Origin of the sequence: Streptomyces azureus (genome assembly GCF_001270025.1) — a bacterium.
GTDB lineage: Bacteria > Actinomycetota > Actinomycetes > Streptomycetales > Streptomycetaceae > Streptomyces > Streptomyces azureus.
In genome coordinates this window covers 24,143-38,434 of record NZ_DF968379.1, presented here as the reverse complement: position 1 = coordinate 38,434, position 14,292 = coordinate 24,143, and the positions used below count along the sequence as shown (strand labels likewise).

The following is a 14,292-nucleotide window of genomic DNA, read 5'->3' as shown; positions in this document are numbered from 1 at the left end:
GCGTCGGCGTCCGCCCGCTTCAGCAGGAACCCGGCGGCTCCGGCACGCAGCGCGTCGTACACGTACGAGTCGTTCTCGAAGGTCGTCACGACGACGATCCGGGGCGGCTCGTCCAGGGTTGCGAGGATCTGCTCGGTGGCGCGGATGCCGTCGGTCTCCGGCATGCGGACGTCCATGAGGACGACGTCCGGCCGCAGGTCCCGTACGACCGACACGGCCTCGGCGCCGGTGGCCGCCTCGCCCACCACCTCCAGGTCCGGCTCGGCGGAGAGGATGGCGCGCAGCGCGGTGCGGACCATGCGCTCGTCGTCGGCGAGGACGACACGGATCGGCGTCGGGCGGGTCATGCGGGTCCTTTCATCGGCAGACGTACGTGCAGCCGCCAGGTCTGTCCGGCCGGTCCGGACGATCCGGCGGCCGGTCCGGCCGTCATGGTCCCGCCGAGCAGCCTGACCCGGTCCGCGATGCCGCGCAGCCCGTGGCCGCCGCCGGGGCGGGAGGACGCGGGGCCGGTGACCGCCGCGGGGCCGGTCACCGGATTCTCCACGGTGATCTCCAGCTCCCCTCCCGTCACCGCGATCCGGACGTCCACGGCGACCCGGTCGCCCGCGTGCCTGAGGGCGTTGCTCAGCCCCTCCTGCACGATCCGGTAGCCCTCGCGGGACAGCAGCGGGGGCAGGGACTCCGGGTCGGCGTCGACCGTGGCCGTCACGCGCTGTCCGCCGGCCCGAGTACGGCGCAGCAGCCCGTCGAGGTCGGCCGCGAGGGTCGGCGCCGGGGCCGTACGGGGGGCGTCCCCCTCACGCAACACGCCCAGCACGGCGTCGAGTTCGCCGACCGTACGCCGGGTCGTGTCCTCGATCGCGGAGAGAGCCTCGCGGACGAACTCCGGGTCGGAATCGAGGACGCGGCGCGCCGCGCTCGCCTGGAGGGTGACGGCGCTCAGCGCGTGGCCGACGGAGTCGTGCAGCTCCCGCGCCAGCCGGTTGCGTACGGCGAGGTCGGCGGCGCGTGCCTCGGCGGCCGCGAGCCGGCCCTCGGGAGACGGGCCGAGCAGCGCGGGCGCCCAGCGGGCGAGCAGCGCACCGCTGCCGGCGGCGCAGCCGGCGAGGGCGACGAGCATCGCCGCGCCCGCGACCGGCGCGAGCGCCAACGCCCAGGCGTGGCCGAAGACTTCGGGCAGCCCGAGCCGGGTGCCGCCCGCTCCCGCGAAGACCGGCAGCAGGATCAGCACGGCGGCGAACGGCGGCACGGCGAGCGACATCCCGGCGATGATCCCGCCGACCCCGAGATGCAGCGTGAACCAGCTCGCCGTACGGCCCTTCTCGCCCCGCGTCCGGGCCGGTCCGAAGGCGAGCCGGTCCGCGTCGACACCGCACAGCCAGCGCACGGCGGCGGCCTCCAGCGGCCGGGTCAGCGGGAACACGGACGTGACGGCGGCGAGCGGCAGCCCCACGGCGAAGGAGGCGAGCTGGAGCGGGAAGGACCCGAAGACGTTCGTGCTGCCGGTGGCCGGACCGATGATCACCGAGCCGACCAGGACGTACGGCATGGCGAGCGCGCCGCCGAGGATCAGATGCACCCAGCGCAGCCGGGCCCGCCGGCCGAACAGGGACCGGGCCGCCTGTCTCACGCGGCCCGCCGTGCGGCCCGGGCCGAGCGCTCGGCGAAGTAGTAGACGCCGATGGCGGCGACGAGGAAGCCGACGAGCATCTGCCCAGAGTAGGCGAGGTTCATCAGCGGCGTCGGACGGTCGGCGATGTCCTCCACACCTCCGAGGGAGGCGAGCGTCAGCCAGCCGCCCCAGCAGGCCACGGCGCCCGAGCCGACCCAGGCCAGGCCGAGCGGCACCGCCACGGGCAGCGCCCGGCCGCGCCGGAAGGCCAGCAGGAAGCCGCCGGCGACGGCCGCGACGAGGAACAGCACGTAGACCGCTGCCAGGACGTAGAAGTCACCGCCCCGGTCCGCCGCCCGGCCCTCGCTGAGTCCGGCCGTACCGCCGCAGGCCCAGAGGACGTGGAGGGTGAGGGGCAGAAGGGCGAGCACGGCGGCCACGGCGGCGAGGGCCCGGTGCGCCGGCCCCACGACACCGACGGGCAGCTCCCACACCCGCCCGCGCCACAGGTGCCCCCAGCGGTCGCGGGCGTAGAGCACGAACAGGGCGCCCAGGGCGAGCCCTTGGAGGACGAACCCCGTGTACACCACGGTGAACACCCACTCGTGGAGGAAGGGCTCACGGTCCTGTTCCGGTCCGGCACCGCCTCCGAACGCCCTCACGACCAGCTGCGCCGGGAACCCGGCCATGATCGGCGCGAGCAGTCCGGTGGCGACCCACATGGGAAACGCCAGCAGCCACGCGGGCACCCGCAGCCCCCACGGCCGGGTCAGTACCAGCGCCAGCACGATCACCGCGCTGTCCACCAGCACGGACAGACCGTTGATCACGGCCATGCCCACCCGGTCGTCGAGCAGGCCGCTGCCCTCGGGGATGCCGACGTGACTCCCGGCGATCCAGGCTGCCTTGAGCCCGAGGTACGGCACACAGGAGAGGACGGCGACGGCACGGAGGATCCGCCGGGGCGCGCTGAGGCGGACGGCGGGGCCGGCGACGGCTGCGGTAGCGGATGACTGCGTCATGCGATCAGGCTCCCGCGAGGAAGCCCGACGGCACCTCCTGCACGACGACGATCCGCCTCCGCCGCACGGGGGAGAGGCGGGGGCTGCCGCTCATCCCTCCAGGATCAGGACCGTCTCCGCGATCTCGGCGCCCCGCGCGTTGGCGAACCCGCTGGCCGTGGCGACGGCACGGAAGCCGCACTTCTCCAGGACGCGCAGTGAGCCCGCGTTGTCCGACGCCGCCCGGGCGTACAAGGGCCGCTCGGGCACCTCCGTCAGCAGCGCCCGCAGGGCCGCCGTGGCGATGCCCTTCCCCCAGTACGCGCGGTCGACCCAGTACGTCACCTCGCGTTCGCCCGGCTCCCCGTACACCGCCGCGCTGCCGATCACGTCGCCGTCGGCCAGCACCGTGCGGACCACGGCGTCGGAGGACCGGATCCGGGCCCAGTGGGCGTCGAAGGCGTCCCGGTCGGCCGGTTCCTCGGGGGTGAAGGCCGCCATGTGGAGAGCCTCGGGGTCGTTCATCTGCCGGAAGAAGACCGGCAGATCGCTGTCGTGGACCTGGCGCAGCTCGACGTTCATGCCTCAGAGCCTACGGGTGGCCAGTGTCAGCCGGTCCCGCGCGTCGAACAGCGCGTCCTTCACCAGCTGTTCGTGCGCCGGCGTGAGCCGCGCCACCGGCACCGAGCAGCTGATCGCGTCCCGCGCCGGCGTGCGGTACGGGATGGCCACGCCGAAGCAGCGCAGCCCCAGCGTGTTCTCCTCGCGGTCCACGGCGAAGCCCTGCTCCCGGACCTGGTGCAGCTCCTCGATGAGCTTCTCGCGGTCGGTGATCGTGTTCTCGGTCAGCGCGGGCAGCGTCTCCGGGAGCATCTTGCGGACCTGCTCGTCCGAGTAGGTGCTCAGCAGCGCCTTGCCGAGGGACGTGGAGTGCGCGGGCAGGCGGCGGCCGACCCGAGTGAAGGGACGCAGGTAGTGCTGCGACTGGCGGGTGGCGAGGTAGACGACGTTCGTGCCGTCGAGGCGGGCCAGGTGGATCGTCTCGGTCGTGTCGTCCGAGAGCCGGTCCAGCGTGGGCCGGGCCGCCGCCACGACCTCGTCGCCGTCGATGTAGGAGGTGCCGACCAGCAGGGCCCGCACGCCGATGCCGTACCGCGTGCCCGTCGCGTCCGTCTCCACCCAGCCCAGCTCGACGAGCGTGCGGAGCAGCATGTAGAGACTGGACTTGGGGTAGCCGACAGCCTCCTGGACCGCCGCGAGGGAGTGCATACCGGGACGCCCGGCGAAGTATTCGAGCAGTTCAACCGTTCTTACCGCGGACTTGACCTGCGCCCCGCCGCCCGTCTCGCCAGCCGACATCGCCCTTGACCCCTTCGTTCGACGGGAAATAGTCTCCACAGCATATTCATCATCAGAGACGGCGTTCAGTATATCGAACGCCCCTGGTGGATGACCCAGTACTGCGGCATTACATGTGTGGAGGGACCCGCGGTGGCAGCAGCACCAGTCTGGAGTGTCGACCCCCGAACCGGGAAGCAGCGTGAACAGGTTGCGGTGGAGGCCACAGCCCAGGAGGTGGACGCCGCCGTCCGCGCCGCGCACGAGGCGCGCGGCTCGCTGGCGGACCGCGCCGTCCGCGCCGCCTTCCTGCGCAGCGCCGCCGAGGAGCTGCAGGCGGCCAAGGACGGTCTCGTCGAGACCGCCGACGCCGAGACCGCGCTCGGCCCGGTCCGGCTGACCGGCGAGCTCGCCCGCACCTGCTACCAGCTGCGGGCCTTCGCCGACATCGTCGACGAGGGCGCCTTCCTCGACGTCGTCATCAACCACCCCGACGACACCGCGACGCCGCCGATCCCCGACCTGCGCCGTTACAAGGTGCCCCTGGGTGTCGTCGCCGTGTACTCGGCGTCGAACTTCCCGTTCGCCTTCTCGGTCGCCGGCGGCGACACCGCGAGCGCCCTCGCGGCCGGCTGCCCGGTCGTCGTCAAGGCGCACCCGGACCACCCGGCCCTGTCCGAGTACGTCGCGAAGGTGCTGCGCCGCGCCGCCGCCCGGCACGACATCCCCGAGGGGGTCCTCGGGCTGGTGCACGGCTTCGAGGCGGGCGTCGAGCTGATCAAGCACCCGCTGGTCTCGGCTGCCGGCTTCACCGGATCGGTGCGCGGTGGCCGGGCCCTCTTCGACGCGGCTGCCGCCCGCCCGGTCCCGATCCCCTTCCACGGCGAGCTGGGCTCGCTGAACCCGGTCGTGGTCACCGAGGCCGCGGCCGCCGAGCGGGCCGAGACGATCGGCGCGGGCCTCGCCGGGTCGATGACGCTGGGCGTCGGCCAGTTCTGTGTGAAGCCGGGCCTCGTCCTCGCGCCGGCCGGCGCCGCCGGTGACGCCCTGCTGAAGTCGCTGACCGACGCGGTCAGCGACACCGACGCCGGGGTCCTGCTCGACCACCGCATGCGCGACAACTTCGTCGCCGGCGTCGCCGAGCGGGCCGAGCTGCCCGACGTCGACTCCCCGGTCACGCCCGGCGCGGGCGGCGAGCACACCGTCAGTGCGGGCTTCCTCACGGTTCCGGCGAGCAGGCTGGCGGAGGAGGGGGAGCACGACCTGCTCCTGGAGGAGTGCTTCGGGCCGGTCACCGTGGTGGTCCGCTACGAGGACGAGGCCGAGGTGAAGGCCGTGCTGTCGCGTCTGCCGGGCAACCTCACGGCTACGGTGCAGCTGTCCGAGGAGGAGGCCGCCGGCCAGGGCCGGGGCGCGGAGCTTCTCCAGGAGCTGACGCCGCTGGCCGGGCGTGTGCTGGTGAACGGCTGGCCCACGGGCGTCGCCGTAGCGCCGGCTCAGCATCACGGCGGGCCGTACCCGGCCACGACGTCGACGTCCACGTCGGTGGGCGGGACGGCGATCGAGCGGTGGCTGCGGCCGGTGGTGTATCAGAACGCGCCGGAGGCGCTGCTGCCGGCGGAGCTGCGGGATGAGAACCCATTGGGGCTGCCGCGGCGGTTCAACGGGCGTCTGGAGCGATAGCGCCGTAGGGGCGCGGCGAGTTGCGGGCTGCAGGTTCGTTGTGGCTTGTCGCGCGGTTCCCCGCGCCCCTGGACGTCGGACCTGGGAGACTCGGTCGAATGGATCTCGAGATACCCGAACTTCCGTTCCCCTTGCGCTCCTACGGGCCCGAGGCGCAGTGGTCCTATGAAGACGGTGTGCTCACCGGGTGGGCCGGGGCGCGGCAGGATCGGTTCGTGCCGCCCACGGGGGAGGCGCTGGACCCCGCCTCCGACGCGCCGCGGCTGCTCGGGGCGCCCGAAGGGGACTTCCAGCTGATCGCCCGGGTCACGGTCGGGTTCGGCGCGGCCTTCGACGCCGGGGTGCTCTACGCGCATGTCGGCGAGCGCGCCTGGGCCAAGCTCTGCCTGGAGTACTCCCCGGACGTGCCCACCGTCTGCACGGTGGTCACCCGGGGCCACTCGGACGACGCCAACTCCTTCACCGTCGACGGCAGTTCCGTCTGGCTCCGGGTGAGTCGCACCGGCCGCGCCTTCGCCTTCCACGCCTCCCGCGACGGTGAACGGTGGACCTTCGTCCGCCTCTTCACCCTGGGCGACGAGAAGGAGGCGGGTGCGGCCCTGATCGGCTTCATGACCCAGTCGCCGATGGGGGAGGGCTGCGTGGTGACGTACGACCACATCGAGTTCAGGCCGCACTGGCCGAACGACCTGCGCGACGGAAGCTGAGGTCTGCCGGGGAACCGCGTCCCGGCCGGTGACGTCTTCCGCTGCGTGATCAAGAACCGAGTGACCCCGGACAGGGTGATCCGTACCGCCCTGCCCGCCGAGGTGGAGGGCATCGTCGCACTGCACGCGCGTGCCAGGGCGACGTACTACCCCGACGGGCTGCCGCAGGACGGCACCGACTGGCTCGCCGCCTGGCAGAGCGCCCTCGCGCGGCCGGACGGGCGGGTGTTGTGCGTAGTGGAGGCGGGGCGCATCGTCGGCCTGGCCTCCTTCCGCACTCCCGAAGGCGCCCCGGCGGACACGGTGAAGCTGTTCCAGTTCCACGTCGACCCCGACCACTGGCGCCGCGGTGTCGGCACCGCCCTGCACGCGGCGTGCGTCGAGGAGTGGCAGGCCGACGGCCGGCGGACCGCCCTCCTCGACGTGCATGTCGACAACCGGCGGGCGCAGGGTTTCTACCGGCGGCAGGGATGGGTGCCGGAACCGGCCGAGCCCGGGGATCACCACCTGACGATGCGGTTCCGCCTGGCCGCGGAATGAACCCAGCTGCTTGAACGTTCATCAACTCGCTGGAGGGAGTCTCCGCACCCCGTACGAGACTGGAGAGAGCCGAAGACATGCGCGTCGAGATCTGGAGCGACATCGCCTGCCCCTGGTGCTACGTGGGCAAAGCCCGCTTCGAGAAGGCGCTGCGGGACTTCCCGCACCGTGACGACGTCGAGGTGGTGCACCGCTCCTTCGAGCTGGACCCGGGCCGCGCCAAGGACGACATCCAGCCCGTGATCACGATGCTCACCAGGAAGTACGGGATGAGCCAGGCGCAGGCCGAGGCCGGTGAGGACAACCTGGGCGCGCAGGCCGCCGCCGAGGGGCTGGACTACCGCACCCGGGGCCGCGACCACGGCAGCACCTTCGACATGCACCGCCTGCTCCACTTCGCCAAGGAGCAGGGGCGCCAGGAGCAGCTGCTCGACCTGCTGTACCGGGCGAACTTCGCCGAGGAGCGCTCCGTCTTCAACGACGACGAGCGGCTGGTGGAGCTCGCCGTGGCCGCCGGGCTGGAGGCGGAGGCCGTCCGTGCGGTGCTCGCCGACCCCGGCGCCTATGCCGACGACGTACGCGCCGACGAGCGCGAGGCCGCGCAGCTCGGCGCGAGCGGTGTGCCGTTCTTCGTGCTCGACCGCAAGTACGGCGTCTCCGGTGCCCAGCCCGCGGAGGTCTTCACCCAGGCCCTGACCCAGGCGTACGGCGAGCGCTCGCCGCTGAAGATCGTGGACAGCGGGGACGCGGACGCGTGCGGCCCGGACGGCTGTGCGGTGCCCCAGCGCTGAAATCGCAGGTCGGGACGTATCTATAAGCGCTCCTTAGCGACATCGCGCAGAAATCGGCAATGGACGGGGAGATCCAGGGGACGCAGAGTGGTTCCATGGAGACCTTCGAGAACCTCGTCCGTGCCGAGTTCACCCCGAAGCACACCTACCTCAACACCGCGAGCAACGGGCTCCTGCCCGCCCGTACCGTCACCGCCGTACAGCAGGCCGTGCGGATGCGCGCGGAGGGTACGCCCCTGGGTCCCCTGTACGAGGACGTCGAGGCCGCCCGCGCTTCGTTCGCGCGGCTGGCCGGCGTGCCGGCCGAGCGGGTCGCCACCGGCGCCTCGGTCGCCGAGTACGGCGGGCTGATCGCCGCCTCGCTGCCGGCGGGCGCCGAAGTCCTCACCGCGGAGGCCGACTTCGCCTCCCTGGTGAACCCCTTCCACGCGCGCGGCGACCTCAAGGTGCGCGCCGTGCCCCTGGAGCGGCTCGCCGAATCCGTCCGCCCCGGCACGGCGCTCGTCGCGGTCAGCACCGCCCAGTCCGCCGACGGCCGGCTCGCCGACCTGCCGGCCGTGCGCGAGGCGGCCCGCGCACACGGCGCCCGCACCTACGTCGACGCCTCCCAGTCGGCCGGCTGGCTGCCGATGGAGGCCGACGCCGACGACTTCCTGGCCGCCGTCGGCTTCAAGTGGCTGCTCGGGCCGCACGGGGCCGCGTTCTTCGTCACCCCGCAGGACTTCGGCGGGCTCACGCCGCTGCTCGCCGGCTGGGTCGCCGGTGAGGTCCCCTGGGAGAGCTGCTACGGCCCGGTCGAGGAACTCGCCCACTCCGCACGGCGCTTCGACATCAGCCCCGCACTCTTCACCTACGCCGGGCTGCGCGCCTCCCTGGAACTGCTGGAGGAGATCGGCGTCGACGTCGTGCACGCCCACGACGTCGCCCTCGCGGACCGCTTCCGTGTCGGGCTCGCCGAGCTGGGGCACGCGCCGGTGCCCGCGCCGGGCTCGGCGATCGTGTCCGTGCCGGGTCTTGGCCACCGGCAGAGCGAGCTGAGCCGCGCGGGCATCGAGGTGTCCGACCGGGCGGGGAATCTGCGGGCGGCGTTCCACCTCTACAACACCCCGGCGGACGTCGACCGTCTGCTGGGGGTCCTGGCCGCATGACAAAACCGGGTGGGGCCTCCCGTCCCACACGAGGAGGCCCCACCCGGCAGCTGTGTCATCCGGTCACTTCACCGGCGAGCAGCGGTCACCGCAGTGCTGTGAAGTCCCGCGCGCCGATGCTGTGTTCTCCGGGGGTGCGACCCCCGGACCCCCGGCTGGGGGGTCGGTCACCGTACCGGGGTGAAGTCCCGCGCCCCGATGAACTCCGGTCGCCGCACCGGCGCCGCGAACGGTTCCACCGCCGTGTTCTCCACGCTGTTGAACACGATGAACACGTTGCTGCGCGGGAACGGCGTGATGTTGTCGCCGGAGCCGTGCATGCAGTTGCAGTCGAACCACGTCGCCGAACCGGCCTTGCCCGTGAACAACTTGATGCCGTGCTGCGAGGCCAGCAGGGTCAGCGCGTCGTCCGACGGCGTGCCCGCGTCCTGCATCTGCAACGACTTCTTGTAGTTGTCCTTCGGCGTGGCCCCCGCGCACCCGAGGAACGTCTTGTGCGACCCCGGCATGATCATGAGCCCGCCGTTGGTGTCGTAGTTCTCGGTCAGCGCGATCGAGACCGACACCGTGCGCATCCGCGGCAGACCGTCCTCGGCGTGCCACGTCTCGAAGTCCGAGTGCCAGTAGAAGCCACTGGCCCCGAAGCCCGGCTTGACGTTGATCCGCGACTGGTGGACGTAGACGTCCGAGCCGAGGATCTGCCGCGCCCGGCCGACGACCCGCTCGTCCCGCACCAGCTTGGCGAACACCTCGCTGATCTTGTGCACCTCGAAGACCGAGCGGATCTCCTTGGACTTCGGCTCGACGATCGACCGCTCGTCGGCGCGGATGTCCGGATCGTTCACCAGCCGGTTCAGCTCGTTGCGGTAGACGGCGACCTCGTCGTCGGTGATGAGCTCGTCGATGGCGAGGAAGCCGTCACGCTCGAAGGACAGCAGGTCGGCCGGCGCGACCGGGCCGGGCGCGTCGGGGGCGCCCCAGACGACCGGGTCCTGGCGCGGGGTGAGCACCTCGGTGGCGCCACGACTGGGGTACAGGTCGGGGATACCGGTGGTGGTGTCGGTGATGGCGGTCATGGAAACGTCACACCTCCTCGGTGAGCAGCGGGTAAACGCCGTTCTCGTCGTGGTCCTCCCGTCCGGTCACGGGCGGATTGAAGACGCAGAGGCAGCGGAAGTCCTTCTTGATCCGCAGCGTGTGCTTCTCGTGCCCGTCCAGGAGGTACATGGTCCCGGGCGTGATGGTGTACGACTTCCCGGTCTCGCGGTCGGTCAGCTCGGCCTCGCCCTCCACGCAGACGACGGCCTCGATGTGGTTCGCATACCACATCGATGTCTCCGTACCCGCGTACAGGATCGTCTCGTGCAGGGAGAAGCCGACCTTCTCCTTGGCGAGGACGATGCGTTTGCTCTCCCACGTGCCGGACGCCGACTTCACGTGCCGGTCGGTACCTTCGATCTCCTTGAACGAACGGACAATCACGGTGCTGCGATGCCTCCTAAATGGGGTGGTGCCGGTTGTTCGGTCAGGCGGTCTCGCGGACGGCGCGGGCCAGCGTCGACAGGCCCTCGTCCAGTTCCTCCGGCGTGATGGTCAGGGCGGGGAGCAGTTTCACGACCTCGCTCTCGGGCCCGGACGTCTCGATGAGCAGCCCGAGCTCGAAGGCGCGCTTGGCGATCTTGCCCGCACGGTCCTTGTCGTGGAACTCCATGCCCCACACCAGGCCGCGGCCCCGGTACTCCTTCACGTCGGCCAGGTTCTCCTCGGTGATGGAGATCAGCGCCTGCTCGACCTGCTCGCCGCGCTTGCGGGTCTGCTTCTCCATCGCGGAGCCGTCGGCCCAGTACGCCTCCAGGGCCGCGGTCGCCGTGACGAAGGCGGGGTTGTTGCCGCGGAAGGTGCCGTTGTGCTCGCCGGGCTCCCAGACGTCGAGCTCCGGCTTGAACAGGCACAGCGACATCGGCAGGCCGTAGCCGCTGATCGACTTCGAGACGGTGACGATGTCCGGCGTGATGCCCGCCTCCTCGAAGGAGAAGAAGGCGCCGGTACGGCCGCAGCCCATCTGGATGTCGTCGACGATCAGCAGCATGTCCTGGCGCTCGCACAGCTCGGACAGGGCGCGCAGCCACTCGGGCCGGGCCACGTTGATGCCGCCCTCGCCCTGCACGGTCTCGACGATCACGGCGGCCGGCTTGTTCAGGCCGGAGCCCTGGTCCTCCAGCAGCCGCTCGAACCACAGGAAGTCCTCGACGGTGCCGTCGAAGTAGTTGTCGAACGGCATGGGCGTGCCGTGCACCAGCGGGATACCGGCGCCGGCCCGCTTGAAGGCGTTGCCGGTCACGGCCAGCGAGCCCAGCGACATGCCGTGGAAGGCGTTGGTGAAGGACACGATCGACTCGCGGCCCTTCACCTTCCGCGCCAGCTTCAGCGCGGCTTCCACGGCGTTGGTGCCGGTCGGGCCCGGGAACATGACCTTGTACGGCAGGTCGCGCGGCCGCAGCAGCAGGTTCTGGAAGGCCTCCAGGAACGTGCGCTTGGCGGTGGTCGACATGTCGAGCCCGTGCGTGACGCCGTCCCGCTCGAGGTAGTCGATCAGGGCGCGTTTCAGGACGGGGTTGTTGTGCCCGTAGTTCAGTGACCCGGCTCCGGCGAAGAAGTCGAGGTACTCATGGCCGTCCTCGTCGTACATGCGGCTGCCCACCGCACGGTCGAAGACGGTGGGCCAGCCGCGGCAGTAGCTGCGTACCTCGGACTCAACGGTCTCGAAGACACTCAGGTCGGGCTGGGTGATGGTCACGACGAATCGCTCCTCGGTGCGTGGGGGAAGTCTGAGGGAGTCGGGGGGAAAGTCAGTGGGACAGCGGGCCGATGCGGTACAGGACCTCGGGGTCGTGCGGCCCGTCGGGGAACACGGCCGTGTCGAACAGCACCTCGCGCTCCAGCCGGGCGCCGTGCCGCTCGGCGAACGACGTGAACAGGCGCTCCGAGGCGGTGTTGCCCGGGGTGATGGTGGTCTCCACCGTCGTCACCCCGCGTTCGGCGACGGTCCGGGCGACAAGACCGTCGAGCAGCGTGGCGGCCAGCCCGCGCCCGCGGTGCGCCTCGTCCACCGCCACCTGCCAGACCAGCAGGGTGTGCGGGCTGTCCGGCCGCACGTACCCGGTGATGAAACCCATCGGCTCGCCGTGCTCGTCACGCGCCACGGCCGACGTGGCCGCGAAGTCGCGGCACCACAGCAGATAGCTGTAGGACGAGTTCAGGTCGAGAACCTTCGAGTCCTTCGCCATCCGCCAGAGCGCGGCTCCGTCAGCCACCGTTGGGCGGTCGATTTGCGGATCTGCTTGTACGGCAGTCATGCGAATTGAACTTACCCAGCGAAATTCAAAATTGCATCGCCGATAGGGGTTACGTATGAGCCAGGCTTGTGTTATCGCGCGGGCGCGAGGGTTCGCGCAAAAGGGCGGCGATATGCCCGATATTGTCCGGGTAATACCGGGCAAAGCAGTCACAGTGTGTAACGCGTCACAGCCGTGTAATCGCCACGAGATCTGCCCGAATTCCTTCTCCAGGCGTCCTCAAAATCTTTGTGTTTAGGATCAGGGAAAGCGGGCAGAAGAATACGGGAAGCTGTTCTTGAAACAATTCCTAATTGTGTGCCAGCTTACATGTGAGTCGTCTCGGAAACACGTTTAATTCAGGCCCCGGTCACTCCGTCGATACGTTCCCGCAGGAGATCGGCATGACCGTTGTGCCGGGCGTACTCCTCGATCATGTGGATCAGCACCCAGCGCATGCTGACCTCCATCCCGGGCACCGGCCCCTCGGCGACCCGCCCGATGTGGTCCAGCGGCAGCCCCGCACACAGCTCCCGCCCCCGCTCGATCTCCCGCCGCCAGATCCCGAGCGCCTCGTCGAGTCCCCGCCCCGGGGCCAGCGCGTAGCCGGTGCCGTCCTCGTACACCGGCGGCACGTCGAGCCCGGCGGCCACCCGCTGGAACCAGTTCCGCTCGACCTCGGCGAGGTGCTGCACCAGCCCGAGCAGCGTCAGTGTGGACGGCTCGGCCGACGCGGTCCGCACCTGCGCGTCGTCCAGCCCGGCGCACTTCAGCGCCAGCGTGGCCCGGTGGAAGTCCAGCCAGCTCTCCAGCATGGCCCGCTCGTCACCGGTCAGGTGCGGGACGGGACGGCCGTCGGGAAGGGTGATGGGGGTGTCGGTGGTCATGCGGGGAGCTTGGCACGGACCACTGACAACGGCGGGCTCCGCCTACTGCCACGCCTCCTCGGCCGCCCGCAGCGCCCCCTCCACGTCCACCGGCAGCCCCGCCTCCGAGAGCGCTGCGCCCAGCGCCGCCAGACTCGCCCGCACGGCCCCCGGTGTCGCATCGGGCCCATAGTGGTTGACCCGGATCATCTCCTTGGCCAACGCACCCCCGCCGACGGCGACCGGCACCGCCGGATCCGCCTGAAGCGCCCGCCACACCAGCTCCGAGGCCACCACCCCGGACGGCGCCCGGAGCGTCGTGGCGACGGGCGCCGCGTCCCGCGCCTCGTACACATACGGCTCCAGCCCGCCACCGAGCGCGACCGCCCCGGCCCGCGTGGCAGCCGCGGCCGACGCATGCCGGGCCATCACCGCGTCCAGCCCCGCCGCCTCGATCCGCTCCACACATGCCTGAAGCGCCAGCATCTCCAGCTGCGCGGGCGCGTGCAGCAGCGCCTTGCGGCCGCCGTCGATCCACCGCTCCTTCCAGTCGAGCAGTGACAGATACGACCGGCGCGGCGCGCGAGGGTTCGCCGCCATCCGGGCCCAGGCCCGCTCGCTCACCGACACCGCCGACACCCCGGCCGGCCCGCCCATCGCCTTCTGCGCCCCGATCACGCACAGGTCCACGCCCCACGCGTCCGGCAGCACCGGCTCGGCGCCGATCGACGCCACCGCGTCCAGGTAGAACAGGGCCCCGTGCTCACGCACCACCCCGCCGATCTCCGCGACCGGATTCGTGTTGCCGGTCGCCGCCTCCGCGTGCACCAGCGACACGAAGTCGATCTCCGGGTGCTCGGCGAAGGCCTGCCGGATCTGCTCGGCCGTGACCGCCGTGTGGAAGGGCACCGCCAGGTCGACCACCGTCGCGCCGCAGTCCCGCAGCCAGTCGCCGAAGGTCTGCCCGTACGGGCCCGTGATGACGTTCAGGGCCGTCGTGCCCGGACCGGCCGCGGCACGGATCGCGCCCTCCAGCGGCAGCAGCGCCTCACCCTGCATGATCACGACGTCCTGCTCGGTGCTCAGCAGCCGCGCCACACGGTCCTCGATCGCGGCGAAACGGTCCGCACCGAGCGGGGCAAGGTCCAGAAACGGATGCGTCACGGGGCACTCTCTTCACGTGCGGGGACTACTCGCGGGAACAACGGGAACGAGCGTAACCGCCGCGCCCCGGCCCTCGTCGACCGGTGACTTCGCAGGCCCGATGC

16 protein-coding genes are annotated in these 14,292 nt (G+C 71.3%); 5 read left to right on the top strand and 11 right to left on the bottom strand.

Annotation, left to right across the window (positions count from 1 at the left end; all coding sequences use genetic code 11):
- From AOQ53_RS31190 to AOQ53_RS31170, 5 genes are all read right to left on the bottom strand, one after another.
- The coding region (locus AOQ53_RS31190; protein WP_148640397.1) for a response regulator at positions 1-347 on the bottom strand (347 nt) is incomplete at its 3' end.
- On the bottom strand, positions 344-1,633 hold the full coding sequence (locus tag AOQ53_RS31185) for a sensor histidine kinase (RefSeq protein ID WP_059422343.1): 1,290 nt from the start codon (positions 1,631-1,633) through the stop codon (positions 344-346). The genes AOQ53_RS31185 and AOQ53_RS31190, both read right to left, overlap by 4 nt.
- Positions 1,630-2,637: a hypothetical protein gene (locus tag AOQ53_RS31180; RefSeq protein ID WP_059422341.1), complete on the bottom strand. Its 1,008-nt coding sequence runs from the start codon at positions 2,635-2,637 to the stop codon at positions 1,630-1,632. Before AOQ53_RS31180 ends, AOQ53_RS31185 begins: the two co-directional genes overlap by 4 nt.
- A 90-nt stretch (positions 2,638-2,727) precedes the next feature.
- Positions 2,728-3,198 (bottom strand): GNAT family N-acetyltransferase, encoded by a 471-nt coding sequence (locus tag AOQ53_RS31175; protein ID WP_059422339.1) that lies wholly within the window; start codon positions 3,196-3,198, stop codon positions 2,728-2,730.
- A gap of 3 nt (positions 3,199-3,201) precedes the next feature.
- Complete coding sequence (locus AOQ53_RS31170; RefSeq protein ID WP_010037854.1) at positions 3,202-3,975, bottom strand: IclR family transcriptional regulator; 774 nt, start codon at positions 3,973-3,975, stop codon at positions 3,202-3,204.
- Positions 3,976-4,107: 132 nt separating this feature from the next.
- On the opposite strand from AOQ53_RS31170, the gene AOQ53_RS31165 reads away from it, so the two are divergent.
- From AOQ53_RS31165 to AOQ53_RS31145, 5 genes are all read left to right on the top strand, one after another.
- Positions 4,108-5,637 carry an aldehyde dehydrogenase (NADP(+)) gene (locus tag AOQ53_RS31165; RefSeq protein WP_078945586.1) on the top strand — a complete coding sequence of 510 codons (1,530 nt, stop codon included), beginning with the start codon at positions 4,108-4,110 and terminating at the stop codon, positions 5,635-5,637.
- 98 nt (positions 5,638-5,735) lie between these two features.
- Positions 5,736-6,344, top strand: a complete 609-nt coding sequence (locus AOQ53_RS31160) for a DUF1349 domain-containing protein (RefSeq protein ID WP_059422337.1) — start codon at positions 5,736-5,738, stop codon at positions 6,342-6,344.
- A gap of 45 nt (positions 6,345-6,389) precedes the next feature.
- Complete coding sequence (locus AOQ53_RS31155; protein WP_174523378.1) at positions 6,390-6,884, top strand: GNAT family N-acetyltransferase; 495 nt, start codon at positions 6,390-6,392, stop codon at positions 6,882-6,884.
- Positions 6,885-6,961: 77 nt separating this feature from the next.
- Entirely contained in the window at positions 6,962-7,675 is a 714-nt protein-coding gene (locus AOQ53_RS31150; protein ID WP_059422336.1) for a DsbA family oxidoreductase, read from the top strand.
- 95 nt (positions 7,676-7,770) lie between these two features.
- Positions 7,771-8,823 (top strand): aminotransferase class V-fold PLP-dependent enzyme, encoded by a 1,053-nt coding sequence (locus tag AOQ53_RS31145; protein ID WP_174523377.1) that lies wholly within the window; start codon positions 7,771-7,773, stop codon positions 8,821-8,823.
- Positions 8,824-8,990: 167 nt separating this feature from the next.
- Here the strand turns inward: AOQ53_RS31145 and thpD are convergent, their stop codons facing one another.
- The 6 genes from thpD to AOQ53_RS31115 form a co-directional block, all read right to left on the bottom strand.
- Entirely contained in the window at positions 8,991-9,890 is a 900-nt protein-coding gene (gene thpD, locus AOQ53_RS31140; protein ID WP_174523379.1) for an ectoine hydroxylase, read from the bottom strand.
- Between the two features lie 16 nt (positions 9,891-9,906).
- Entirely contained in the window at positions 9,907-10,305 is a 399-nt protein-coding gene (locus tag AOQ53_RS31135) for an ectoine synthase (RefSeq protein WP_059422332.1), read from the bottom strand.
- A gap of 43 nt (positions 10,306-10,348) precedes the next feature.
- Entirely contained in the window at positions 10,349-11,620 is a 1,272-nt protein-coding gene (gene ectB, locus AOQ53_RS31130) for a diaminobutyrate--2-oxoglutarate transaminase (protein WP_059422331.1), read from the bottom strand.
- A gap of 52 nt (positions 11,621-11,672) precedes the next feature.
- Positions 11,673-12,179, bottom strand: a complete 507-nt coding sequence (gene ectA, locus AOQ53_RS31125) for a diaminobutyrate acetyltransferase (RefSeq protein ID WP_059422330.1) — start codon at positions 12,177-12,179, stop codon at positions 11,673-11,675.
- A gap of 338 nt (positions 12,180-12,517) precedes the next feature.
- On the bottom strand, positions 12,518-13,045 hold the full coding sequence (locus AOQ53_RS31120) for a DinB family protein (protein ID WP_059422329.1): 528 nt from the start codon (positions 13,043-13,045) through the stop codon (positions 12,518-12,520).
- A gap of 42 nt (positions 13,046-13,087) precedes the next feature.
- Positions 13,088-14,188, bottom strand: coding sequence for a pyridoxal-phosphate-dependent aminotransferase family protein (locus AOQ53_RS31115; RefSeq protein WP_059422328.1), 1,101 nt, complete (start codon positions 14,186-14,188; stop codon positions 13,088-13,090).
- Positions 14,189-14,292: the final 104 nt, after the last annotated feature.

Coding starts and splice junctions, on each gene's coding strand:
- AOQ53_RS31175 (WP_059422339.1), bottom strand. CDS start 3,198: ATGAACGTCGAGCTGCGCCAGGTCCACGACAGCGATCTGCCGGTCTTC.
- AOQ53_RS31170 (WP_010037854.1), bottom strand. CDS start 3,975: ATGTCGGCTGGCGAGACGGGCGGCGGGGCGCAGGTCAAGTCCGCGGTA.
- ectA (WP_059422330.1), bottom strand. CDS start 12,179: ATGACTGCCGTACAAGCAGATCCGCAAATCGACCGCCCAACGGTGGCT.
- AOQ53_RS31180 (WP_059422341.1), bottom strand. CDS start 2,637: ATGACGCAGTCATCCGCTACCGCAGCCGTCGCCGGCCCCGCCGTCCGC.
- AOQ53_RS31150 (WP_059422336.1), top strand. CDS start 6,962: ATGCGCGTCGAGATCTGGAGCGACATCGCCTGCCCCTGGTGCTACGTG.
- AOQ53_RS31160 (WP_059422337.1), top strand. CDS start 5,736: ATGGATCTCGAGATACCCGAACTTCCGTTCCCCTTGCGCTCCTACGGG.
- AOQ53_RS31145 (WP_174523377.1), top strand. CDS start 7,771: ATGGAGACCTTCGAGAACCTCGTCCGTGCCGAGTTCACCCCGAAGCAC.
- AOQ53_RS31120 (WP_059422329.1), bottom strand. CDS start 13,045: ATGACCACCGACACCCCCATCACCCTTCCCGACGGCCGTCCCGTCCCG.